The sequence below is a fragment of the Streptomyces africanus genome (assembly GCF_030816955.1).
GTDB classification, from domain to species: Bacteria; Actinomycetota; Actinomycetes; order Streptomycetales; family Streptomycetaceae; genus Streptomyces; species Streptomyces africanus.
In genome coordinates this window covers 3,282,915-3,304,706 of the sequence record NZ_JAUSYP010000001.1, presented here as the reverse complement: position 1 = coordinate 3,304,706, position 21,792 = coordinate 3,282,915, and the positions used below count along the sequence as shown (strand labels likewise).

Sequence of the window (21,792 nt, the reverse complement as noted above, 5' to 3'; positions counted from 1 at the left end):
GGGACGGTGAGCAAGCACATGCGGGGGAGCCCATGAGTACGACCGACGCCGGTTCCGCGGTGATCACCCTGACCGAGTCCGAGCTGGATCCGTGGGTGACGCACGCGTCGACGCGGCACTGGCTGACCGGGCCCGGCCTGCCGGGCGACAGCGGCGTGCTGAGCTTCGCGGAGCTGGGCCGGGAGGGTCTGCGCACGGTGGCGGACTCGACGGGCGACCCGGACGACCGCATCTCGCCGGAGCTGCGCGAGCAGCTCGTGATAGGCGGACTGCTCGGCCCCGGAGGCCTGGAGACGGAGTCGGTCCTGCTGGACGGCGCGACGGGCGAGATCTCGACGACGTATGTCCTGCACGACCGCCCCGACCTGATGGACCGCCGCCCCCTGGCGCCCTCCCTGCGGACGCTGGTGCGCTTCGCCGAGGCGACGGACGAACTGGCGGGCCTGCGCGGCCAATTCGCCTCCTACGCGGGCCGCTTCGGCCCGAAGGCGGTGGCGGAGGCCTCCCAGCACCTGCTGGCGGTGTTCCGGGACGGGGCGGACGGCGAACCGGCCCCGTTCTGGAAGATGGCGGCGCTGATCCGTCCGCTGTCCCTGGTCGCGGGCCGGGGCGGCACGTCCGGCCTGTCCCTGGACCTCCCGCACCGGCTCCTGGACCAGGAGTTCGGCCCCGGCAAGGTGGCCCGCTTCGAGGACGTCGACTTCCCCGCGACGCTCACGCACGAGCCGACCCGCCGCTTCCTGCGCGAGGTGGGCCTGCCGGAGGAGGCCCACGTCTTCTCCCTGGACACGGACGTCCCGCTGGCAACGCTGGCCGAGTACCACGCCGACACCGACGCCCCGGCGGAACGGCCCGCCGGGGCCCACCGCCTGATACGCCTCGGCCATCTCGTCGAGGACAACAGCCTGGTCGTCGACGGCGCGACGGGCGCGGTCCTGAACTGGAGCGAGCCCGAGGCGACGCTGTCCCCGCTGAACACGGACGTGTCGACCCTGGCCTTCACCCTCTGGCTCCTGCACCGCGAGCGGGCGCTCGACGCCCAGTCGGACCACGAGCTGACGACCGACACGTACGACCAGCTGGCCATGACGATGCTCCAGGTCCTGTCGGCCGTGGACCCGACGGGCGTGACCGCGGGCGGACCGGGCCGCCACTACTGGACGGACGCGTTCCAGGACGAGGCGGGCGGGGTGCTCTGACGGCGCTGCCGTCAGGCGGATCCGGCGGCGCCGCGGCGGCGTACGACGAAGACCAGGCCGCCACCGATCACCGCGGCGGCGGCCGCGACACCGGCGACGAGCGGGGTGCCGTCGGAGCCGGTGGAGGCGAGGTTGCCGCCGGTGGTGCTGCCGCTCGTGGTGCCGCCCGAACCACCCGTCGAGGTGCCGGTCGAGGCCGACGCCGAGGGGGAGGCCGTGGCACCCGTGCCGCCGGCGGCCTGGCCCTCCGGGTCGTTGCCGTTGCCGCCGCTGCCGTTCCCGCCGTTGCCGGAGCCGCCGTCGGCGCCGTCCGAGGGGCTCGGCCCGGGCTCGTTGTCGCTCGGCAGGTCGATGCGAATCAGGGCGGTGTTGTTGGCGCGGTTCGTGTCGTACTCGGGGGCGATGTCGTAGACGGACGACGCCTTGACCTCGCCCTCGGTGTCCTGCGCCGACTTCTCGATCTTCAGCATGAAGGTGTACGCCAGGGACTGGCCCGCGTCGAGGGTCCCGTCCTGCGGCCAGCAGACGTACTCGGGCTTGCCGGTGGTCCCCTGCGGTCCGCTCGGTCCGTCGATCCCGAACGGCGCGCAGTCCTTCGGCACGCCGACGGCGACGGTGCCCGGCGGGATCTGCACCAGCAGGGCCGGGAGGTCGTCGCTCTCCTGGTTCTGCACCCAGCCGGGGCCGTCGTTGCGCAGGGTCGCCGTGACCGACTGCTCCCCGCCGGGCAGTGCCTCGGTGTCCTCGCCGACCGCGACGAGGTCGGCGGTGTTGTCCGCGGTCAGGGTGAGCCGCCGGTAGCTGTCGTCGTACCCCTCGCCCGGCGCCTCACCGGTCGCGCTCGTGCCGTACTCGACGGCCTCCATCAGGGCGTTGTCCAGCGCCTTGAACCGGACGGGGGTGGTGACGGAGGCGCCGGGCTCGATGACCGTGTCGAGCTCGCAGAGCGCCTGCCGCACCTGGTCCTTGACGGTCGAGTAGGTACAGCCCTGCACCTGCTCGGGGAAGTCCAGCCCGCGTGTGAGGCGGACCCGGAAGGTGACTCCGTCCGCGGCGGCCGTGCCCTTGTTGGTGAGGGTGACGGACTTGTCGTACACCTCACCGGGCTTGGGAGTCGCGGCGGGCAGGGCCGACACGACCAGCTCGGGCGCGCCCTCCTCGGCCTGCGCCAGGGGTGCGGCGACAGCGGGACCGGCGACGGCGATCACGGCAGCGGCCAGGACGGCTGCCGAGGGGCGGAGGTGCACGGTGGTTCTCCTCGTCGAAACAGTGGGCGGGACGACCGGAACGTCGGCTACCGGTCATGCCCTGGACACGTGAGAGGCGCTGGGGGTTGTGCGCGACTTCACGAAGCCACGCCCTGAGCTGTGCGCCGAGCCCTGACGCCCGGCGGATTGCCCCGTTGCGCCCTGAACGCGCCCTTCCCCGGTCCCCGACCCGCGCACATGCTCGGGCCATGGGGGAGATAGACGAGTCGAGCATCATCCCGTTACCCGACCCCGACGGACACCGGCAGCGGCCACCGGACGCCCCGCGGCCGTGGGAGAGGACCGACCGGGCCCAGGCCGTGACGGAAGGCGCCACGGGCCCCGAGCCGCCCGCTCCCCCCGAGTGCCCCGACTGCGGACTGGTCGGTGAGCGGCGTGTCACCTACTACGGCGCCCATGTCCTCCTGGAACCGGACATGCGGGTACCCGCACACATGGTGCCCGCCTGGCACCGCTGGTACGTGGACTTGAACGGGACGGCCTGGAACAGCCGCGAGGACGAGCCCGCGCCCGGTGCGGTGTGCCGCGTACCGCATCGCATCGCCTGTCCCGGGCTGAGGATCGAGGAGGTCGGCCTCTGGCGGTGGCTGGACGCCGTACGCGCGCAGAACGCGCGCCGGGCGCGGCGAAAGGCCGACGAGGACACCGGCCCGGCGGCACTTCCCGATGCCGGCTGACGCTTGACGCCTGTGGAGGTCGTGGCGGGATTCGAACCCGCGTAACTCGCTTTGCAGGCGAGCCCCTGAACCACTCGGGCACACGACCGTGTCTGAACTCGGTGCAGTGACCGTAGGCCGGGGCGGGGCGAGGGCTCAAGGGCATCGGGCGGGCTGCAACGCGACTGCCATACGCCGTTCATGAAGGGGGTGGCCGAGAGGAGGGGCGTACGACCAAGGTCCCACGGGGGGACCGTCTCGCGACAGGGGCCAAAGCGCCGCGTGGCCCTTACTCTGACGGTCATGACCGCTCCGAAGCCGCGTGACGCAGATGTCGTGGAAGCCGATGGCCTGACCTCCGTCCCCGCGACGGAAGAGACCGTGCTGGGTCGGACGTATCGGGCGCTGAGCTTCGGCATCGTCTCCGTGGTGCTGCTCATCGCCTTCGAGGCGACGGCGGTCGGTACGGCGATGCCCGTCGCGGCACGGGAGTTGGACGGGGTGCCGCTGTACGCGTTCGCGTTCTCCGGGTACTTCACCACGAGTCTGTTCGGGATGGTGCTCTCCGGCCAGTGGTCGGACCGGCGCGGACCCCTCGGGCCGTTGACGACGGGCATCGCCTCCTTCGGGGCAGGGCTGTTGCTGTCGGGGACGGCCGGGGCGATGTGGGTGTTCATCCTGGGGCGGGCCGTGCAGGGGCTCGGCGGCGGGCTGGTGATCGTCGCGCTGTACGTCGTCGTCGGGCGGGCTTATCCGGAGCGGCTGCGGCCGGCCATCATGGCCGCGTTCGCCGCGGGCTGGATCCTGCCGTCGATCGTCGGCCCGCTCGCCGCCGGCACGGTGACCGAGCACCTCGGGTGGCGGTGGGTGTTCATCGGGATACCCGTGCTCGTCGTCTTCCCGCTCGCGCTCGCACTGCCGCAGATACGCCGCCGCGCCTCCGGACCGGTGCCGACGCCGGATTCGGATCCCTCCGGCCGGCCCCCCTCCCTCAACCGCCGCCGCATCCGCCTGGCCCTGGCCATCTCCCTCGGCGCCGGCCTCCTCCAGTACGCCGCCCAGGACCTGCGCCCGCTCTCGCTTCTGCCGGGCGCGGCCGGACTGGCCCTGCTGGTGCCCGCCGTGCTCGGGCTGCTCCCGCGCGGCACCTACCGGGCCGCTCGCGGGCTGCCCTCCGTCGTGCTGCTGCGCGGCGTCGCGGCGGGGTCCTTCATCGCCGCGGAATCCTTCGTGCCGCTGATGCTGGTGACGCAGCGCGGGCTCAGTCCGACGCTGGCCGGATTCTCGCTCGCCGCGGGCGGTGGGACGTGGGCGCTGGGCTCGTGGGTGCAGTCGCGGTCGCGGTTCGAGCCCTACCGGGAGCGGTTGACGACCGTCGGGATGCTGCTGGTGGCGGCGGCCATCGCCACCGCGCCGAGTGTGCTGCTGGACTCCGTGCCCGTCTGGACCCTGGCCGTCGCCTGGGCCTTCGGCTGCTTCGGCATGGGTCTCGTCATCTCCTCCACGAGCGTGCTCCTGCTCAAGCTCTCCGCCCCCGAGGAGGCCGGCACCAACTCCGCCGCCCTGCAGATCTCCGACGGTCTCTCCAACGTCGTCCTGCTCTCCGCCGGCGGCGCCGCCTTCGCCGCCCTCGGCGGCGGCACGGTCACCCACACCACGACCGGCACCACGGCCTCCCACCCGGCCGCCTTCACCGCCGTGTTCCTGCCGATGGCGGTGGTCGCGCTGGTGGGGGCCTGGGTGACCACCCGGCTGCGGGAGCGGTGAGAAGCCCTGCCGGGCTGTGACGTGGATCCCACCCTGGCATGACCCGGGCTCATCCGCGCATGAGCAGTGGCAGGGCGCCGGTAGGGTGGCCCGGTTGTCATACGTAGCCGAGCCGTCAGGCTCCCTCGAACGAGCCGCCCGACCCCCAACGGAGACCGTGACTACCACCGCCGGCACCAGCTCTGCCTCGCACCACCTGTCCCCGGCGTTCCCCGGCCGCGCCCCCTGGGGTACCGCCAGCAAGCTGCGCGCCTGGCAGCAGGGCGCGATGGAGAAGTACATCCAGGAGCAGCCGCGGGACTTCCTGGCGGTCGCCACCCCCGGCGCCGGCAAGACGACCTTCGCGCTGACGCTGGCGTCCTGGCTGCTGCACCACCATGTCGTGCAGCAGGTCACCGTGGTGGCCCCGACCGAGCACCTGAAGAAGCAGTGGGCCGAGGCCGCGGCCCGGATAGGCATCAAGCTCGACCCGGAGTACAGCGCCGGGCCGCTCGGCCGGGAGTACCACGGGGTCGCCGTGACGTACGCGGGTGTCGGCGTGCGGCCGATGCTCCACCGCAACCGGGTCGAGCAGCGCAAGACCCTCGTGATCCTCGACGAGATCCACCACGCCGGTGACAGCAAGTCCTGGGGCGAGGCGTGTCTGGAGGCGTTCGAGCCCGCCACCCGCCGGCTGGCCCTGACCGGTACGCCCTTCCGGTCCGACACCAACCCCATCCCCTTCGTGACGTACGAGGAGGGGAACGACGGGATCCGGCGGTCCGCCGCCGACTACACCTACGGCTACGGCAACGCCCTCGCCGACAACGTCGTCCGGCCCGTCATCTTCCTGTCCTACAGCGGCAACATGCGCTGGCGCACCAAGGCCGGTGACGAGGTCGCCGCGCGGCTCGGCGAGCCCATGACCAAGGACGCCATCAGCCAGGCCTGGCGCACCGCCCTCGATCCGCGCGGTGAGTGGATGCCCGCCGTGCTGCGCGCCGCCGACCAGCGGCTGACCGAGGTGCGCAAGGCCATCCCGGACGCCGGTGCGCTCGTCATCGCCTCCGACCAGGACTCGGCGCGCGCGTACGCCAAGCTGATCCGCGAGATCACGGGCAGCAAGGCGACCCTCGTGCTGTCCGACGACGCCGGCGCCTCCGAGCGGATCGACGAGTTCAGCGCGAACACCGACCGGTGGATGGTCGCCGTGCGGATGGTGTCCGAGGGCGTCGACGTGCCCCGGCTCGCGGTCGGCGTGTACGCCACCACCATCTCCACTCCGCTCTTCTTCGCGCAGGCCGTCGGACGTTTCGTACGGTCCCGGCGGCGCGGCGAGACGGCCTCCGTGTTCCTGCCGACCGTGCCGGACCTGCTCTCCTTCGCCAACGAGATGGAGCGCGAGCGCGACCACGTCCTGGACAAGCCCAAGAAGGAGGGCGAGGAGGACCCGTACGCCGAATCCGAGAAGGAGATGGAGGAGGCGAACAAGGAGCAGGACGAGGACACCGGCGAACAGGACATGCTGCCCTTCGAGGCGCTGGAGTCCGACGCGGTCTTCGACCGGGTCATGTACAACGGCGCCGAGTTCGGCATGCAGGCCCACCCGGGCAGCGAGGAGGAGCAGGACTACCTCGGCATCCCGGGGCTGCTGGAGCCCGACCAGGTCCAGCTGCTGCTCCAGAAGCGGCAGGCCCGGCAGATCGCGCACAGCCGCAAGAAGCCGGACGAGGAGGCCGACCTGCTCGAAGTGCCCGCCGAGCGGCGGCCGGTCGTCTCGCACAAGGAGATGATGGAGCTGCGGCGGCAGCTCAACACGATGGTCGGCGCGTACGTCCACCAGAGCGGCAAGCCGCACGGCGTGATCCACACGGAGCTGCGGCGCGTGTGCGGGGGGCCTCCGGCGGCGGAGGCGACGGCGGGGCAGCTACGGCAGCGGATCGCCAAGGTGCAGGAGTGGGCTACGCGCATGAAGTGACGCATGCGTCGTACGTATGCGGACAAAGGGCGCCAGTCGGTCTGAGGCGGTGCCCGGATTCTGGACGGAGCCTTCCGCTCAGCGAACTCCCTTCGCTACTGTCCGGCTACGCACACGCCCCGTGGCAGCGCCGCCGCGGAGCGCAGCCGTGAAGCGACGCGGTCCGGACAGGCCGGGCCGCCGGCCGATCGGCGGCCTCTGAAGCGCGTCGCCGACGGGACTCGGTGACGCAACCGCCGACCAGGGGGCCGTCGACCTCACCACTAAGGAGTGGGCGTCGTGACCGCGGAGACCTCCCAGACGCTCGACAGGGGACTAAGGGTCCTCAAGCTGCTCGCCGACACGGACCACGGGCTGACCGTGACCGAGCTCTCCCTCAAACTGGGCGTCAACCGGACCGTGGTGTACCGGTTGCTCGCCACCTTGGAACAGCACGCGCTCATACGCCGTGACCTGGGCGGACGTGCCCGGGTGGGGCTCGGCGTGCTGCGTCTGGGCCGGCAGGTCCATCCCCTGGTGCGCGAGGCCGCGATGCCGGCGCTGCGGTCGCTGGCCGAGGACATCGGCGCGACGGCGCACCTGACCCTGGTGGACGGGGCGGACGCGCTCGCCGTGGCCGTGGTCGAGCCGACCTGGACGGACTACCACGTCGCCTACCGGGCCGGTTTCCGCCACCCCCTGGACCGGGGCGCCGCGGGCAAGGCGATCCTCGCGGCCCGGCAGCACCCGATGACGGACCCGGGCTTCACCCTGACCCACGGGGAGCTGGAGGCCGGCGCGTGCGGGGCGGCGGCTCCACTGCTGGGCGTGACGGGCGTCGAGGGCAGCGTGGGTGTGGTGATGCTGGCGGACGTGGTGCCGGAGCGGGTGGGGGAGAGGGTCGTCGAGGCGGCACGAGAGGTCGCGGACGCGCTGCGCTGACGTGTGCGGCGCGCTGCGCCGGCGTCCTCGGCTGCCTCCTGCCGGGCCCCGGGCGACCTGGGCCTGGCACGATTCCGTGCCCGAGTTAGATTGATCCCGTGTTCTCTCGCCTCACGCGCCCCCAGGCCATCGCCGTCTGTGCCCTGCCCGTCGTGGCTCTGCTCGCCACGGCGGTGTTCGCGCCGCTGCCGTTCTCGGTGGCGCAGCCCGGGCAGACGACGAACGTGCTCGGGAAGAACAAGGGCGCCCCGGTGATCACCATCAAGGGCGCGCCGACCCGGGACACCCCTGGCCAGCTGCGCATGACCACCATCGTGGCGACCTCACCGGACACCCGGGTCTCGCTCCCGGACGTCATCGACAGCTGGTTCCGCACGGACCGGGCGGTCATGCCGCGCGACGCGATCTACCCGAGCGGCGACACCGTCCAGGAGATCGAGCGGCACAACGAGAAGCAGATGAAGGAGTCCCAGGACGCGGCGACGCAGGCCGCGCTGAACTATCTCGGCCTCGACGACAAGGACGTCAAGGTCGGCCTGCGGCTCGCGGACGTGGGCGGGCCCAGCGCCGGGCTGCTGTTCTCTCTGGGGATCGTCGACAAGCTCGACGGCGACGGAACCGGTGGTGATCTCACCGGCGGCCGTGTCATCGCGGGCACCGGCACGATCGCCGCCGACGGCACGGTCGGGGCGGTGGGCGGCGTCGCCCTCAAGACCCAGGCCGCCAAGCGGGACGGGGCGACGGTGTTCCTCGTCCCGAAGGCGGAGTGCACGGACGCGCGGGCCGAACTGCCGAAGGGCCTGCGGCTGATTCCGGTGACCACGCTGAAGAGCACGGTCAGTTCACTGCTGGCCCTGGAGACGGGCAAGGGGTCCGTACCCAGCTGTTAGTGGACGGCGGCGACCGTCCCCGGCCGGGTGGCGAGCCTTAATCCGACCTCTACGAGGGTCCAGCCGAGGCGGGTACGGAGGCCATGTCTGTTCCGGGCGGTGGGGCGCGGGACGCCGGCTTCGGCACGGAGTTCGGCGGCGCGGGCGTGGTGCAGGGCGAGGTGGATGTCGGGGTGCATCTCAGTCCGTCCTGATCGGGAAGGCGTGGGTGTGGAGGCGGACCTGCTCGGCGCCGGGGGTGTCCTCGGTGGCCGCGCGGTCGCGGTACGTATCGACCAGCGCGTGCATCTTCTCGACGAGCTCCCGTGTCAGTTCGGGCGTCAGTCGCAGGGTCGCGCTGCTCATGTCCCAGGAGCGGCTCCACTCCTCGGGCCATGAGTCGCGGTTGCCCAGCCACGTCGACAGGTCCCGGGTCTGCGTGGTGGCGACCTCGTGGAGGTACATGTCCGCCGCGCCGCGCACGGTCGGGTCCGAGTCGTTGAGCAGGGCGTCGTCGAAGCGCAGGCCGCGGTGGACCGCCTGCCACCATCGCTCGCGCCCCTTGCCCCGCTCGGGGGCGTCCTCGACGAAGCCGTACTCCGCGAGTTGGCGCAGGTGGTAGCTGGTGGCGCCGCTGGACTCGCCCAGCTTCGCGGCCAGTTGTGAGGCGGTGGCCGGGCCGCCGAAGCGCAGGGTGTCGAGCAGCTGCATCCGCAAGGGGTGCGCGAGTCCCCGTAGGGATCGAGCGTCGAGTTGCCGCACTTGTGGGTTCTGGGGTTCGGTCACGATGCAAAGCTATCCTTGCAAAGGAAACCTTGCAAGGGTTTCTTTGCAACTCTCTCCACTCGCGCTGGTCACCCCTCCCTGACCAACCCCTCCGCCACCATCCACTCCAGCGCCACCTGATGCGGATCCTCCCCCTCCACATCCACCTTCGCGTTCAGCCGCCGCGCCACCGTGTTGTTCAGCCTCGCCGTCACCGGGTCCAGGACACCCGCGATCGCCGGCCACCGTTCGAGGGTCCTCGCGTTGATCATCGGCGCGGCGTTGTAGTCGGGGAAGAACTTCCTGTCGTCCGCCATGACCGCGAGGTTCATGGAGTTGATGCGCCCGTCGGTGGTGAACACCTCCCCGTACGGGCAACTCCCCTTCGACGTCTGGGTGTAGATGATCCCCGTGTCCATCTGCGTGACGTTCCGCGCCGGCAGCTCCATCCCGTACGCCCGCTGCATGCCCGGCAACCCGTCCGCCCGGTTCGCGAACTCGACCTCCACGCACAGCTTCACCGCCCCCGGGTCGGACTCCGCCAGCTTCGCCACGTCCGACAGGGTCTTCGTGCCGTACCTCTTCGCGTTCTCCTGGTTCATCGCCAGCGCGTACGTGTTGTTCAGGGACGACGGCCGCAGCCAGGCCAGCCCGTTCGCCGCGTCGGCCTTCTTCACCGCCTCCCACTGCGCGCGCGGATCGGTGACCGGCTCGCTGTTCCCCAGGTACGTGATCCAGGCCGTGCCCGTGTACTCGTACCCGGCGTCGGCGTCGCCCTTGCGGACGGCCTCGCGGCTGCCGATGGAACCCTGGATGCCCGTGCGGTCGAGTACCTCCGCCCCGGCCGCCTCCAGGGCGATGCCCATGATCGCGCCGAGGATCAGGCCCTCGGTGAACGACTTGGACGTCACCGTCAGGCTCGCGCCCTTCAGCGGCTCGCCCCGCCCGACCGACCCGGGCCGCACGTCGTCCGCCATGGGGGAGCCGCTGGTCAGTCCGCAGCCCGCGACCGGCAGTCCCGCGACCAGCAGGCCCGCTGCCGTCAGGCACATGCGCCGTCTCACGGCTGGAGCCCCCGGGGCCGCAGGAGCACTTCCGCCAGCGAGGCCAGCCAGTCCACCAGCAGCGCCAGGACCACCGTGAGGACCGAGCCCAGCACCAGCACCGGCATCCGCTGGTTGGTGATCCCGGTCGTGATCAGCACGCCCAGTCCGCCGCCCCCGCCGAAGACCGCCAGGGTCGCCGTGCCGACGTTCAGGACGAGGGCCGTGCGGACACCCGCCAGGATCAGCGGGACCGCCAGCGGCAGTTCGACCCGGGTCAGCACTCCCGCCGGTGACATGCCGATGCCCCGGGCCGCCTCCAGCAGCGTCGGGTCGTTCGCCTTCAGGCCGGCGATCGTGTTCGACAGCACGGGCAGCACGGCGTAGGCGATGATGCCGATCAGGGCGGCTCTGCGGCCGATGCCCAGCCAGATGACCAGGAGCGCCAGCAGGCCGATCGCGGGCGTCGCCTGGCCCGTGTTGGCGAACGCCATCGCCACCGGAGCGGCCCTGCGGAACGCCCCGCGGGTCAGCAGGATCCCCAGCGGGATCGCGATGATCAGCACGAAGAACGTGGAGATCGCGGTCAGTTGGATGTGCTGCCACAGGGCCTTGGAGACCTGGCCGCCGGACAGGGCGTTGCGGGTCAGCGTGTCCAGGTCGGCCTGCCGGAACCAGAGCCAGGTGGCGAGCAGTACGGCCACCAGGACGGCGGGCAGCACGGTCAGCTTCTGCCAGCCGATCTGCCGGGGCGGCGGGCCGGGCGCCGTCCGGGGCGCCTCGGCTTCCCCCTCGTCCGCCGCCGGCCCGGGGGCGGTTCGCAGCGGCCCGCCAGCGGTCACCGCGTCCCTCCGAAGCCGCCCACGCCCGTGACGCCCCGGTCGCCCTCCTGCTCGGCGTGCGTCTGCGCCGCGCGCAGCTCCTCCAACTCGTGCTGATGTTCCAGCGCGTCCAGCCGGTCGGCCTCCAGCATGCCGTGCACGGAGTTGAGGAGCGTCTCCATGTCGACGACGCCGGTGTACTCACCGTGCCGTCCCGTGACCGCCACCCGCCCGGTGTTGTCGGTGAGCACCGCCTCCAGCGCGTCCCGCAGGGTCGCGTCCCGGGTGACCGTGTCGTGCACCAGCGTCCCGGCGCGGGCCAGCGAGCCCCGGGCCCGCATCAGGTCGCCGCGCCTGAGCCACTTGTAGGGGCGGCCGCGCCGGTCGAGCAGCAGGACCTCGTTGGTGCCGCCGGCCCGCAGCCGGTTGAAGATCTGCTGCAACGGGTCGTCGATCATCACGGTCGGGTAGTCGGTGATCTCCACGTCCCGTACCCGGGTCAGGTTCAGCCGCTTCAGCGCGGCCCCGGCGCCGACGAACCCGGACACGAAGTCGTCCGCCGGGTTGGTGAGGATCGCCTCCGGGGTGTCGAACTGCGCGATGTGGGAGCGTTCGCGCAGGACGGCGATCCGGTCGCCGATCTTGATCGCCTCGTCGAAGTCGTGCGTGACGAAGACGATCGTCTTGTGCAGCTCGTGCTGGAGCCGGATCAGCTCGTCCTGGAGGTGGTCGCGGGTGATCGGGTCCACCGCCCCGAACGGCTCGTCCATCAGCAGCACCGGGGGATCGGCGGCGAGGGCCCGGGCCACGCCCACGCGCTGTTGCTGGCCGCCGGAGAGCCGGCGCGGGTAGCGGTCGTGGAACTCGCCGGGGTCCAGGCCGACGAGGTCGAGCAGTTCCTCGGTCCGCGCCCTGATCCGGGCCTTCGGCCAGCCGATCATCCTCGGTACGAGCGCGATGTTCTGCGCGACCGTCATGTGCGGGAAGAGCCCGGCGGACTGGATCGCGTAACCGACCTTGCGGCGCAGCCCGACGGGATCGATGTCGGTGACGTCCTCACCGCCCATGCGGATACGGCCACCGGTCGGCTCGATCAACCTGTTGATCATCTTGAGCAGGGTCGACTTGCCGCAGCCCGAGGGGCCGACGAGGACGACGACCTCGCCCGCCTTGATCTCCATGCTCACGTTGTCCACGGCCGGCTGCGCAACTCCCGGGTACCGCTTGGTCAGGCTCTCCAGCTCGATGGAGGCCCCGTGGTCGCCGGTCTCAGGCACGGATCCCCCCGGGAATGGTCAGCCGCCCGATCAGGACGTAGGCGGCGTCGAACAGCAGCGCCAGGACGATGATGCCGAGCGTGCCCGCGAGGACCTGGTTGAGCGCGTTGGCGCTGCCGAGTGAGGCGAGGCCGCGGAAGATGACGTTGCCGAGGCCGGGGCCGGAGGCGTACGCAGCGATGGCCGCGATGCCCATCAGCATCTGGGTCGCGACCCGGATGCCGGTCAGGATCGGCGGCCAGGCCAGCGGCAGCTCGATCCGCAGCAGCCGGGCCGGGCGGGACATGCCGATGCCCGTGGCCGCGTCCACCAGCGCCGGGTCGACCCCGCGCAGCCCGACGATCGCGTTGCGCACGACCGGCAGCAGTCCGTACAGCGTCAGCGCGATCACGGTCGGCGGTACGCCCAGGCCCACGACCGGGATGAGCAGACCGATCAGGGCGAGCGCCGGCACGGTCAGGACGGTGGCGGTGGTCGTGGTCGCGAGGTTCCCGGCCCACTCGCTGCGGTAGGTGGCGACGCCGATCAGGACGCCGAGCACGGTCGCGACGACCATGCACTGGAAGACGGCGCTGGCGTGCTGGTAGGCGTCCGTGAGCAGTTGCTGGTGCCGGCCCGCCACGTACTCCCAGAAGTTCACACGCGCTCACCCCTAGACTTCAGGTCTCCTCCGCGGCCTGCTCCACCAGCGGGATGATCCGCAGCGGAACGGGGTTCTCCATGACGATCGCCGTGGAGGCCCGGACGATGCCATCAAAACCGACGACCAGGTCGATCACACGCTGGAGATCGGCGTTCGAGCGGGCCACCAGCCGGCACAGCATGTCCCCGCTGCCGGTGGTGGTGTGCAGCTCCAGCACCTCGGGCACGGTCGCCAAGTGGGCCCGTACGTCGGCGCCTTGGCCCTGCCGGATCTGGAGCGTCGCGAACGCCGTGACCGGGTAGCCGAGCGCGGCCGGGTCCACCTCGGGACCGAAGCCGCGGATGACTCCGTTCGACTGAAGCCGGTCCAGCCGCGCCTGCACGGTGCCCCGGGCCACGCCGAGCCGGCGGGACATCTCCAGCACCCCGATCCGCGGCTCCCGGGCCAGCAGCAGGATGATCCGGCCGTCCAGATGATCGATCGCCACAGCAGCCTCCCGGCATGGTCATCCTGTACAGAAGGGCCGCCGATACGGCCGAATTGCTGAACAGATTGTCCAGCAGAATCACAAACTATTGCGCACCTTGCCGGTCGGGGAGACCCTGCGGCTATGACGCAGACCACACACCACACTCCCGACACCGCCCGGCAGGCCGACCCCTTCCCGGTCAAGGGAATGGACGCGGTCGTCTTCGCCGTGGGCAACGCCAAGCAGGCGGCGCACTACTACTCCACGGCCTTCGGCATGAAGCTGGTCGCCTACTCCGGACCGGAGAACGGCAGCCGCGAGACCGCTGCCTACGTCCTGGAGAACGGCTCCGCCCGCTTCGTCCTCACCTCGGTCATCAAGCCGTCCAGCGACTGGGGCCACTTCCTCGCCCGGCACGTGGCCGAGCACGGCGACGGCGTCGTCGACCTCGCCATCGAGGTACCGGACGCGCGCGCCGCCTATGCGTACGCACTGGAACACGGTGCCCGCTCGGTGGCCGAGCCGTACGAGAGGAAGGACGAGCACGGCACGGTCGTCCTGGCCGCCATCGCCACCTACGGCGAGACCCGCCACACCCTGGTCGAGCGCTCCGGCTACGACGGCCCGTACCTGCCCGGCTTCGTGGCGGCCCAGCCGATCGTCGAGCCGCCCGCCCAGCGCACCTTCCAGGCGATCGACCACTGCGTCGGCAACGTCGAGCTCGGCCGGATGAACGAGTGGGTCGGCTTCTACAACAAGGTGATGGGCTTCACGAACATGAAGGAGTTCGTGGGCGACGACATCGCCACCGAGTACAGCGCGCTGATGTCGAAGGTCGTCGCCGACGGCACGCTCAAGGTCAAGTTCCCGATCAACGAGCCGGCCGTCGCCAAGAAGAAGTCCCAGATCGACGAGTACCTGGAGTTCTACGGCGGCGCGGGCGTCCAGCACATCGCGCTCAACACCAACGACATCGTCCAGACGGTCCGCACCATGCGCGCGGCCGGCGTGGAGTTCCTCAACACGCCCGACTCGTACTACGACACGCTGGGGGAGTGGGTCGGCGAGACCCGGGTCCCGATCGACACCCTGCGCGAGCTGAAGATCCTCGCCGACCGCGACGAGGACGGCTACCTGCTGCAGATCTTCACCAAGCCGGTCCAGGACCGCCCGACCGTCTTCTTCGAGATCATCGAACGCCACGGCTCGATGGGCTTCGGCAAGGGCAACTTCAAGGCCCTGTTCGAGGCGATCGAACGAGAGCAGGCCCGCCGCGGCAACCTGTGACCCGGCCACCCCTCCGAGCTCGTGCGGGTGTCACGGGGCACCCGCACGACCTCACTCCCCGTCCATCTCCGGCAGCTCGTCGTCCGGCGGCTCGCCCAGTGCCTCCAGCGCCGTCCGCGCCGCAGGCGCATGCAGGGGCGAGAAGTACGGGTTGATCCGCAGTGCCTCCGCCAGGTGGCGTCGTGCGGCGCCGTAGCGGTCCAGCTCCCGTTCGATCATGCCGCGGTGATACATGTACACCGCGCTGCGCACCCCGCCCCCGCGCTCCGCCTCCGTCGCCCGCGCCGCGAAGCGCAACGCCTTCTGCGGCTCCCCGGCCCGGTGCAGTGCCCAGCCGAGCGCGTCGGCGACCTCGGTCCCCGGCTGGCGGTGCCACTCCGCCCGCAACAGCCGTACCGCCTCCCGCGGGTCACCGTGGTCCGACTCGAACTGGCCCAGCACCAGCTCCTCGTCGGCCCCGCCCGCCGCGGCGGCCCGGACCCGTTCCCGCAGCAGGCCGTACTGCGCCCGGGCGGCCTCAGGCATCCCCAGCGACTCGTACAACTCGCCCAGCTCCAGGGCGTACCGGGGACAGGGCTGCTTGGTGAGGGCCACCCGGTACGCGTTCAGCGCCTCCGTCGTCCGGCCCAGGGCCGCCAGCGCCCGGCCCTGCCCGGCCTGCGCCGCCCACTGGTCGGGGTCGAGGCGCACCGCCTCCTGGAAGTGCCGCAGCGCGTCCTGGAGGTCCCCGCGTTCCCAGGCCAACTGCCCGGCCCGCTCCAGATAGGCAGCCCGCTCGGGCGGTGTCCGCGCGCCCGCCGCCGCGTCCGCCAGCGAGGCCGCCGCGTCCTCCCGCCAGCCCCGGTCCCGGTAGACGGCCGCGGCCCGCGCCAGCACGGCGGGCCCCGAGCGCAACGCCGTCAGCCGGTCCAGCGTCCGCTTGGCCGCCGCGTGCTCGCCGAGCCCGGTGTAGGCGTCGATGAGCAGCGGATACGTCGTCCACCGCCGGGGCTCCAGCGTCAGCGCCGCCTCGCCCCAGCGGCGCGCGGCGGGGAAGTCCCGCCGCGCGGTGGCCAGCGCGGCCAGCCCGGCCAGGGCCCGCGTGTTCCGCTCCGGCCGCACCTTCAGCGACGTACGCAAAGCCTTCTCCGCACGCGGGTAGTACGCCGGGTCCGCCAGCCGCCGCCCCTGCTCCACGTAGGCCGCCCCGAGCACCGCCCAGGACCGCGCGTCCCGCGGACGGGCCCGCAGCCGCTTCTCCCGCTCGTCGATCAGCTCCGCCAGATCGGGCAGCGCGGCCGGCTCCCCGGCGGTGACCGCCGCCATGGCCACCGCCCCCGGCGACGGCGGGGCGGGTCCGGCCGGCCGCCCCGACGGCAGCAGCACCAGCGCCCCGCCGAGCACGGCACAGCCCGCGACGGAGGCGAGCACCACCCGCCGGGTGCGGAAGCGGCCCTCAGGGGGCTCCTGCTGGTTCTCCATGGCGCTCACTGTGCGTCAGTACGACGACCACACCCGGGCAGCCGAAGGGTGCCGCCGACGGGTTCACACCGATGGCCCCGGGTGCGAACCTGTGATCATGAGCCGTATCGAAGCGCCCAGCGACGAAACGACCGGCAACCTTCTCGACCTGCTGCGCAGCGGCCTGCCCGCCGAGGCGGTCCTCACCGACCCCGACGTCACGGCCTCCTACGCCCACGACATGGCCAGCTTCTGCCCGGCCGGCGCCCCGGCCGTGGTCGTCCTGCCCCGCACGGCCGAACAGGTCCAGCACGTGATGCGCACCGCCACCGCCCTGCGCGTCCCGGTCGTCCCGCAGGGCGCCCGCACCGGACTGTCCGGCGCCGCGAACGCCTCCGACGGCTGCATCGTGCTCTCCCTGACCAAGATGGACCGGATCCTGGAGATCAACCCGGTCGACCGCGTCGCCGTCGTCGAGCCCGGCGTGATCAACGCCGCCCTCTCCCGGGCCGTCGGCGAACACGGCCTGTACTACCCGCCGGACCCCTCCAGCTGGGAGATGTGCACCATCGGCGGCAACATCGGCACGGCCTCGGGCGGCCTGTGCTGCGTGAAGTACGGGGTCACCGCCGAGTACGTCCTCGGACTGGACGTGGTGCTGGCCGACGGGCGGCTCATGTCCACCGGCCGCCGCACCGCCAAAGGCGTCGCCGGGTACGACCTGACCCGGCTGTTCGTCGGCTCCGAGGGCTCGCTCGGCATCGTCGTACGGGCCGTGCTCGGGCTGCGTCCCAAGCCGCCCGAGCAGCTCGTGCTGGCCGCCGAGTTCGCCTCCGGGGCCGCCGCATGCGACGCCGTGTGCCGCATCATGGAGGGCGGCCACGTCCCGTCACTCCTCGAACTCATGGACCGTACGACGGTCAAGGCCGTCAACGACCTGGCGCAGATGCGCCTCCCCGAGAGCACCGAGGCCCTGCTGCTCGCCGCCTTCGACACCACCGACCCGGCCGCCGACCTCGCCGCCGTCGGCGCCCTGTGCGAGGCCGCCGGCGCCACCCAGGTCGTACCGGCCGACGACGCGGCCGAGTCCGAACTGCTCCTCCAGGCGCGCCGGCTGTCGCTCACCGCTCTGGAGGCGGTCAAGGGCGTGACGATGATCGACGACGTGTGCGTGCCCCGCTCCCGGCTCGCCGAGATGCTGGAAGGGGTCGACCGGATCGCCGAGAAGTACCAGCTCACCATCGGGGTCGTCGCCCATGCGGGGGACGGCAACACCCACCCGACGGTGTGTTTCGACCCGGCCGACCCCGACGAGTCCCGGCGCGCCCGCGAGTCCTTCGACGAAATCATGGCCCTCGGCCTGGAACTCGGCGGCACCATCACCGGCGAGCACGGCGTCGGCGTGCTGAAGAAGGAGTGGCTGGCGCGCGAGATCGGCCCCGTCGGGATGGAGCTGCAGCGGGCCGTCAAGCAGGCCTTCGACCCGCTGAACATCCTCAACCCGGGCAAGCTGTTCTGAAGGTCGCGCGTCCTCACCGGGCGAGCAGCTCGGCCAGCTCGTCGTCGAGACCGAGCTGCTCACCCTCCGTCCCCGGCGGGACCACCCGCAGCGTGCGCTCCAGCCAGGCCGACACCGGCGCCGCCGGTGCCTCCAGCAGGGCCTCCCCGTCGGGTGAACTCAGCGCCACCAGCACGACGCCGCGCCCCTCGGCCTTCGCCGGCCACACCCGCACATCGCCCCGCCCGCACGGCCGGAACACGCCCTCCACCAGCAGGTCCCGGGCGAACGTCCAGTGCACCGGGTGCGCCGAGTCGATGTGGAAGGTGACGTGGACGGCGTACGGATCGTCGGTGACGTACCCGAGCCGGGCCGGCACCGGGATCCGGCGCTCGGGCGACAGGACGAGGTTCAGCTCCAGTTCGCGTTCCACCACGGTGCGCATGGCGGTCTTCCCTTCTCTGCACGGCTGCCCGTGAGGGCCGGTCGGCAGGAGAGAGCGGGCGGGGGCGGCGGCATTACGCGTTTCCGGAAGTTTTTTCGCAGGGGGAGGCGCCGGGCCGCGCGATGCGTAGCACATCGGTGCTCGAAAGGGGTGGGTCCGGTGGGAGCGGCGGTGGGGGTTGCGCACGTCTGATAGATGTGGAGGCCCCCATTTGGCCCTCGAGCAGATACGGGACGACGGAGATGAGCGCCCCAACCCCGGCCCCCGGTGACGACAGGCCCCGCGAAGGTTATTACCCGGACCCGTCCATTCCTGGATATGTCCGGTACTGGAACGGTGCCTCCTGGGTACCGGGCACCAGCCGTCCCGCACCCAAGGACGGCGAGACGCTCGCGCCGCCGCCCGGCGCGGAGCAGTCCGGCGCCGCCGGCTCCGCTTCCGCCTCGGCCTCCGGCTCGGTCGAGGAGACCGGTCCGCACTTCTTCGACGAGGACCCGGCCGACGAGCCGTCCCCAGCCGACGCCCAGCACGGCAGCCGTCCCGAACCCGCGTCCGCCTGGGGCGCCGACCGCTCCCGACAGTCCGGCTTCGGCGGCGACCAGGACCGCCGTGTCTCGTGGGGCGCACCACAGGGAGCGCAGGGAGCGGCCCAGCAGGGAGCGGCTCAGCAGGGTGCCGACCCGAGGGTGGCGCACGCCGACCGGCAGCCGGCCGGCGAGTCCGCCCCCCAGGGCGAACCACCGTCACCCGCCGACCGGGAGGCGAACGCCGCGGCCGCCGGCAGCACGTTCGTCTTCCGTCGCCCGACGGGGAAGGCCGGGGGAGGGGCGCCCTCCGCCGACGTCCCCGACGAGGGCACGATGATGTTCCGCGCGGTGCCGCCGCGTCAGGGCCCGGCGGGTTCTGCGGGCTCGGGCGGTTCTGGCAGTGGCCCGGCGGGGTCCGGGTTCGGTGCGCCGGGCGGCCCGGGCGGCCCGGGCGGCCCGGGCGGCTCCGGCGGCAACCCGGCGGGGCCTGGTTTCGGCCCGCAGGGAGCGGCAGCGGGTCCGGTGGGGTCCGGTTTCGGGGCCCAGGCCGGTCCGGGTGCCAGCCCGGCGGGACCCGCCCTCGGTGCGCAGGGCGGCACCGCCGCCTCCGGTGACGCCTCGAACCGCCCCGGTTTCGCTGCCGGGAAGGCCGCCGCCGCCCGGGCCGCCGCGCAGGCCGACCCCGGCGCCCAGGCCTCCGCGGCCGCCCCTACGGCGCTGTCCGGGCCCCAGGCGGCGCCCACCGTCCCCCCGCAGTCCGGCGGGCCCCAGCCCGGCCCCGCCGCCGCCGCCGCGCCCCTCAGCGCGGGCCCCGGCGGCGGTCAGTCCTCCTGGGCGCAGCAGGTGCACCGGCTGGCCGGAGCGGGCGGCGACGAGCAGCCCGTCGCGCCCTGGAAGCCGCCGACCGAGGACATCTTCCAGGCGGCCGCGCGGCGCCAGGCGTCGGCCCGCCCCGCGGGGCTCGGCAAGCGGCTGGTCGCCCGGCTGCTGGACACCCTCGTCCTCGCCGGCGTCACCGCCGGAGCCGCCGTACCGCTCGGCATCAAGGCGGTGGACCACGTCAACGAGAAGATCGACGCGGCCAAGCTCTCCGGCGAGACCGTCACGGTCTGGCTGCTCGACGGCACCACGTCGGTGTACCTCGGCATCGTCCTGGCCGTCCTGCTGCTCGTCGGCGTCGTCTCCGAGGTGCTCCCCACCGCCAAGTGGGGCCGCACCCTCGGCAAGAAGCTGATGGGTCTCGACGTGCGGGACATCGAGGGCCACGACACCCCGGAGTTCGGCGCGGCCCTGCGCCGCTGGCTGGTCTACAGCGTGCCCGGACTCCTCGTCGTCGGGATCGTCGGCATCGCCTGGTGCCTGTTCGACAAGCCGTGGCGCCAGTGCTGGCACGACAAGGCCGCGCACACGTTCGTGGCCGGCTGAGCAGCACACCTGCGCCCGGCACGGGACGGCGGCGTGCTGCTGGGCACCAGGTGAATCCGTAGCTCGGACGGCCGTCTGCCGGATGCGGAGCCGGGGGGTTCGCGGTCGACTCGGGCCATGAGCAGTGAACCGCCCCCCGGCTCCGGGCAGCAGCCCCCGGAAGACGATCCGTTCAGGAAGCGGCCCCCGGGCGAGCAGCCCGGCGAGGGCGCGGGCTCGCCCTACGACCCGAGATACCCGGGTGGCGGCCCCGGCGGCGGCCCCGGCGGCGGTCCTCCCGGCGGCGGCCCGTACGGCGGCCCTCCCGGCGGCGGCCAGGGCGGTGGCCCCTACGGCGGCGGCTCCTACCCCACCGACCCCCTCGCCGGCATGCCCCCGCTCGCCGACAGCGGCAAGCGCATCCTCGCCCGCATCATCGACATCATCCTGGTGGGTGTCGTCGCCGTCCTGCTCACCTGGGGCTTCGGCATCAACGAGTACGACGTGGACAGCGACCGCATCGAGGCCGGCAAGTCCCTCTGGCAGTCGGTGGTCGCCACCGTCCTCTACGTCGCCTACGACACCTTCCTCACCGCGCGGACCGGCCAGACCCTCGGCAAGAAACTGCTGCACATGCGCGTGGCCAACCTCGACAACGGCGCCACGCCCTCCGCGCAGAACGCGTTGATGCGCTCGGCGGTGCTGTGGATCCCGTGCTTCTTCTGCTGCTTCTGCGTCTGGCTCGTGATCTCGGGCGGCTGGAGCTTCTTCGACCGGCCCTACAAGCAGGGCCTGCACGACAAGGCGGCCAAAACGGTCGTGGTCAGCACCAATTGAGGCACAGACCCATCAACCGGAGGTAAGGAAAAGGAAGGAACAGTCGGCGGTCAGGAGATCGCCCGTTCCCGCACCGGCTCCGGGGCCGGCGCGGCGACCGAGGCCCGTACGGGTTCCTCGGGCGCGGGCTGTTCCATCGCGGCCGGGCGCTTCCCGGGCAGCGGCACCGTCATGGCGACCAGCAGCCCGAGGGCGAGCGCCGCGACGGCGATGATCGCGATCCCCACGCCCGAACTCGTCTGTGACAGCAGCAGCATGGCGAGGGTCGAGAGGATCACGGTGCAGGAACCGTAGGCGAGCTGTGCGGCAGTCGGACGGGGCATGGCCATCATGTCCTCGAAAGTGGGGGTCCACGGGGGTGTCAGCCTGGCATTCCGCCGGCTTCCGGACGTTCCGCCAAGCGACTCTAACCGGCAGGGTGCCCGACTGGAACGAGCGGTAAGCGTGACCTAATCAACAGGGTCGGAGCACAGGGGGCGCACGGAGTCATGGCGTCCAGGTAGTGGACATATGCGCGCGCCCACCGGACGGTGGCACGTGCCTGCCCGACGTCGGAAGATGCCTGCCGGGCACCGGATCGGTTGTCCGTAAAACGAACGTCGACTCCGCATAGTGCACTTGACCTGTCCAAGTCAAGGTCTGTCTTTTCTTCTAAACCTCTAGTCAAATGTCGTCACTTGACTACACGCGTTGATCACG

The 21,792-nt window shown here is 72.1% G+C and carries 21 protein-coding genes and 1 tRNA gene; 10 read left to right on the top strand and 12 right to left on the bottom strand.

The features are described from left to right. Positions 1-32: 32 nt before the first annotated feature. Positions 33-1,199 carry an SUKH-4 family immunity protein gene (locus tag QF034_RS15235; protein WP_307175480.1) on the top strand — a complete coding sequence of 389 codons (1,167 nt, stop codon included), beginning with the start codon at positions 33-35 and terminating at the stop codon, positions 1,197-1,199. An 11-nt stretch (positions 1,200-1,210) separates the two neighbouring features. On the opposite strand, the gene QF034_RS15230 is transcribed toward QF034_RS15235, so the two are convergent. Further along, positions 1,211-2,446, bottom strand: coding sequence for an LAETG motif-containing sortase-dependent surface protein (locus tag QF034_RS15230; protein ID WP_307175479.1), 1,236 nt, complete (start codon positions 2,444-2,446; stop codon positions 1,211-1,213). Between the two features lie 209 nt (positions 2,447-2,655). On the opposite strand from QF034_RS15230, the gene QF034_RS15225 reads away from it, so the two are divergent. Next, complete coding sequence (locus QF034_RS15225; RefSeq protein ID WP_307175478.1) at positions 2,656-3,144, top strand: DUF6083 domain-containing protein; 489 nt, start codon at positions 2,656-2,658, stop codon at positions 3,142-3,144. Between the two features lie 13 nt (positions 3,145-3,157). On the opposite strand, the gene QF034_RS15220 is transcribed toward QF034_RS15225, so the two are convergent. Further along, positions 3,158-3,232, bottom strand: a tRNA-Cys gene (locus QF034_RS15220). 194 nt (positions 3,233-3,426) lie between these two features. Between QF034_RS15220 and QF034_RS15215 the strand changes: the two genes are divergently transcribed. The 4 genes from QF034_RS15215 (at position 3,427) to QF034_RS15200 (ending at position 8,658) form a co-directional block, all read left to right on the top strand. Beyond that, positions 3,427-4,890: an MFS transporter gene (locus tag QF034_RS15215; RefSeq protein ID WP_307175477.1), complete on the top strand. Its 1,464-nt coding sequence runs from the start codon at positions 3,427-3,429 to the stop codon at positions 4,888-4,890. A 157-nt stretch (positions 4,891-5,047) separates the two neighbouring features. Further along, positions 5,048-6,847, top strand: a complete 1,800-nt coding sequence (locus tag QF034_RS15210; protein WP_020277706.1) for a DEAD/DEAH box helicase — start codon at positions 5,048-5,050, stop codon at positions 6,845-6,847. A 279-nt stretch (positions 6,848-7,126) separates the two neighbouring features. Next, positions 7,127-7,768 (top strand): IclR family transcriptional regulator, encoded by a 642-nt coding sequence (locus QF034_RS15205; protein WP_307175476.1) that lies wholly within the window; start codon positions 7,127-7,129, stop codon positions 7,766-7,768. 98 nt (positions 7,769-7,866) lie between these two features. Next, on the top strand, positions 7,867-8,658 hold the full coding sequence (locus QF034_RS15200) for a S16 family serine protease (protein WP_307175475.1): 792 nt from the start codon (positions 7,867-7,869) through the stop codon (positions 8,656-8,658). Here the strand turns inward: QF034_RS15200 and QF034_RS15195 are convergent. From QF034_RS15195 to QF034_RS15165, 7 genes are all read right to left on the bottom strand, one after another. Next, positions 8,655-8,837, bottom strand: a complete 183-nt coding sequence (locus QF034_RS15195; RefSeq protein ID WP_307175474.1) for a hypothetical protein — start codon at positions 8,835-8,837, stop codon at positions 8,655-8,657. The genes QF034_RS15200 and QF034_RS15195 overlap by 4 nt on opposite strands. Position 8,838: 1 nt before the next feature. After that, entirely contained in the window at positions 8,839-9,423 is a 585-nt protein-coding gene (locus tag QF034_RS15190; RefSeq protein ID WP_307175473.1) for an ArsR/SmtB family transcription factor, read from the bottom strand. Positions 9,424-9,491: 68 nt separating this feature from the next. Further along, on the bottom strand, positions 9,492-10,466 hold the full coding sequence (locus tag QF034_RS15185; RefSeq protein ID WP_370880802.1) for a glycine betaine ABC transporter substrate-binding protein: 975 nt from the start codon (positions 10,464-10,466) through the stop codon (positions 9,492-9,494). Continuing rightward, on the bottom strand, positions 10,463-11,287 hold the full coding sequence (locus QF034_RS15180; protein ID WP_307175471.1) for an ABC transporter permease: 825 nt from the start codon (positions 11,285-11,287) through the stop codon (positions 10,463-10,465). The genes QF034_RS15185 and QF034_RS15180 overlap by 4 nt, the downstream gene beginning before the upstream one ends. Continuing rightward, positions 11,284-12,543, bottom strand: a complete 1,260-nt coding sequence (locus tag QF034_RS15175; protein WP_307175470.1) for a betaine/proline/choline family ABC transporter ATP-binding protein — start codon at positions 12,541-12,543, stop codon at positions 11,284-11,286. The genes QF034_RS15180 and QF034_RS15175 overlap by 4 nt, the downstream gene beginning before the upstream one ends. Beyond that, complete coding sequence (locus QF034_RS15170; protein WP_307175469.1) at positions 12,536-13,183, bottom strand: ABC transporter permease; 648 nt, start codon at positions 13,181-13,183, stop codon at positions 12,536-12,538. The genes QF034_RS15175 and QF034_RS15170 overlap by 8 nt, the downstream gene beginning before the upstream one ends. A gap of 19 nt (positions 13,184-13,202) precedes the next feature. Next, positions 13,203-13,673 (bottom strand): Lrp/AsnC family transcriptional regulator, encoded by a 471-nt coding sequence (locus tag QF034_RS15165; RefSeq protein WP_307175468.1) that lies wholly within the window; start codon positions 13,671-13,673, stop codon positions 13,203-13,205. 123 nt (positions 13,674-13,796) lie between these two features. Here QF034_RS15165 and hppD point away from each other — a divergent pair, with 123 nt between their 5' ends. Further along, complete coding sequence (gene hppD / locus QF034_RS15160; protein WP_307175467.1) at positions 13,797-14,942, top strand: 4-hydroxyphenylpyruvate dioxygenase; 1,146 nt, start codon at positions 13,797-13,799, stop codon at positions 14,940-14,942. A 51-nt stretch (positions 14,943-14,993) separates the two neighbouring features. Here hppD and QF034_RS15155 read toward each other — a convergent pair whose 3' ends face one another. Beyond that, positions 14,994-16,403, bottom strand: coding sequence for a tetratricopeptide repeat protein (locus QF034_RS15155; protein WP_307175466.1), 1,410 nt, complete (start codon positions 16,401-16,403; stop codon positions 14,994-14,996). A 91-nt stretch (positions 16,404-16,494) separates the two neighbouring features. Between QF034_RS15155 and QF034_RS15150 the strand changes: the two genes are divergently transcribed. Beyond that, positions 16,495-17,901, top strand: coding sequence for an FAD-binding oxidoreductase (locus QF034_RS15150; RefSeq protein ID WP_307175465.1), 1,407 nt, complete (start codon positions 16,495-16,497; stop codon positions 17,899-17,901). A 13-nt stretch (positions 17,902-17,914) separates the two neighbouring features. Here the strand turns inward: QF034_RS15150 and QF034_RS15145 are convergent, their stop codons facing one another. Then, positions 17,915-18,325: an SsgA family sporulation/cell division regulator gene (locus QF034_RS15145; protein WP_307175464.1), complete on the bottom strand. Its 411-nt coding sequence runs from the start codon at positions 18,323-18,325 to the stop codon at positions 17,915-17,917. Between the two features lie 242 nt (positions 18,326-18,567). Here QF034_RS15145 and QF034_RS15140 point away from each other — a divergent pair, with 242 nt between their 5' ends. After that, the gene (locus QF034_RS15140; protein ID WP_307175463.1) at positions 18,568-20,277 is read left to right on the top strand and encodes an RDD family protein; all 1,710 of its coding nucleotides are present in this window, start codon (positions 18,568-18,570) and stop codon (positions 20,275-20,277) included. Between the two features lie 117 nt (positions 20,278-20,394). Continuing rightward, positions 20,395-21,093, top strand: coding sequence for an RDD family protein (locus QF034_RS15135; protein ID WP_307175462.1), 699 nt, complete (start codon positions 20,395-20,397; stop codon positions 21,091-21,093). Between the two features lie 50 nt (positions 21,094-21,143). Here the strand turns inward: QF034_RS15135 and QF034_RS15130 are convergent, their stop codons facing one another. Then, on the bottom strand, positions 21,144-21,422 hold the full coding sequence (locus QF034_RS15130) for a hypothetical protein (protein WP_307179882.1): 279 nt from the start codon (positions 21,420-21,422) through the stop codon (positions 21,144-21,146). Between the last annotated feature and the right edge of the window lie 370 nt (positions 21,423-21,792).

What these genes read in the sequence shown, in the direction of transcription:
- QF034_RS15140 (WP_307175463.1), top strand. Translation starts at nt 18,568, where the DNA reads ATGAGCGCCCCAACCCCGGCCCCCGGTGACGACAGGCCCCGCGAAGGT.
- QF034_RS15145 (WP_307175464.1), bottom strand. Translation starts at nt 18,325, where the DNA reads ATGCGCACCGTGGTGGAACGCGAACTGGAGCTGAACCTCGTCCTGTCG.
- QF034_RS15195 (WP_307175474.1), bottom strand. Translation starts at nt 8,837, where the DNA reads ATGCACCCCGACATCCACCTCGCCCTGCACCACGCCCGCGCCGCCGAA.
- QF034_RS15135 (WP_307175462.1), top strand. Translation starts at nt 20,395, where the DNA reads ATGAGCAGTGAACCGCCCCCCGGCTCCGGGCAGCAGCCCCCGGAAGAC.
- QF034_RS15225 (WP_307175478.1), top strand. Translation starts at nt 2,656, where the DNA reads ATGGGGGAGATAGACGAGTCGAGCATCATCCCGTTACCCGACCCCGAC.
- QF034_RS15155 (WP_307175466.1), bottom strand. Translation starts at nt 16,403, where the DNA reads ATGGAGAACCAGCAGGAGCCCCCTGAGGGCCGCTTCCGCACCCGGCGG.
- QF034_RS15235 (WP_307175480.1), top strand. Translation starts at nt 33, where the DNA reads ATGAGTACGACCGACGCCGGTTCCGCGGTGATCACCCTGACCGAGTCC.
- QF034_RS15215 (WP_307175477.1), top strand. Translation starts at nt 3,427, where the DNA reads ATGACCGCTCCGAAGCCGCGTGACGCAGATGTCGTGGAAGCCGATGGC.
- QF034_RS15130 (WP_307179882.1), bottom strand. Translation starts at nt 21,422, where the DNA reads ATGGCCATGCCCCGTCCGACTGCCGCACAGCTCGCCTACGGTTCCTGC.
- hppD (WP_307175467.1), top strand. Translation starts at nt 13,797, where the DNA reads ATGACGCAGACCACACACCACACTCCCGACACCGCCCGGCAGGCCGAC.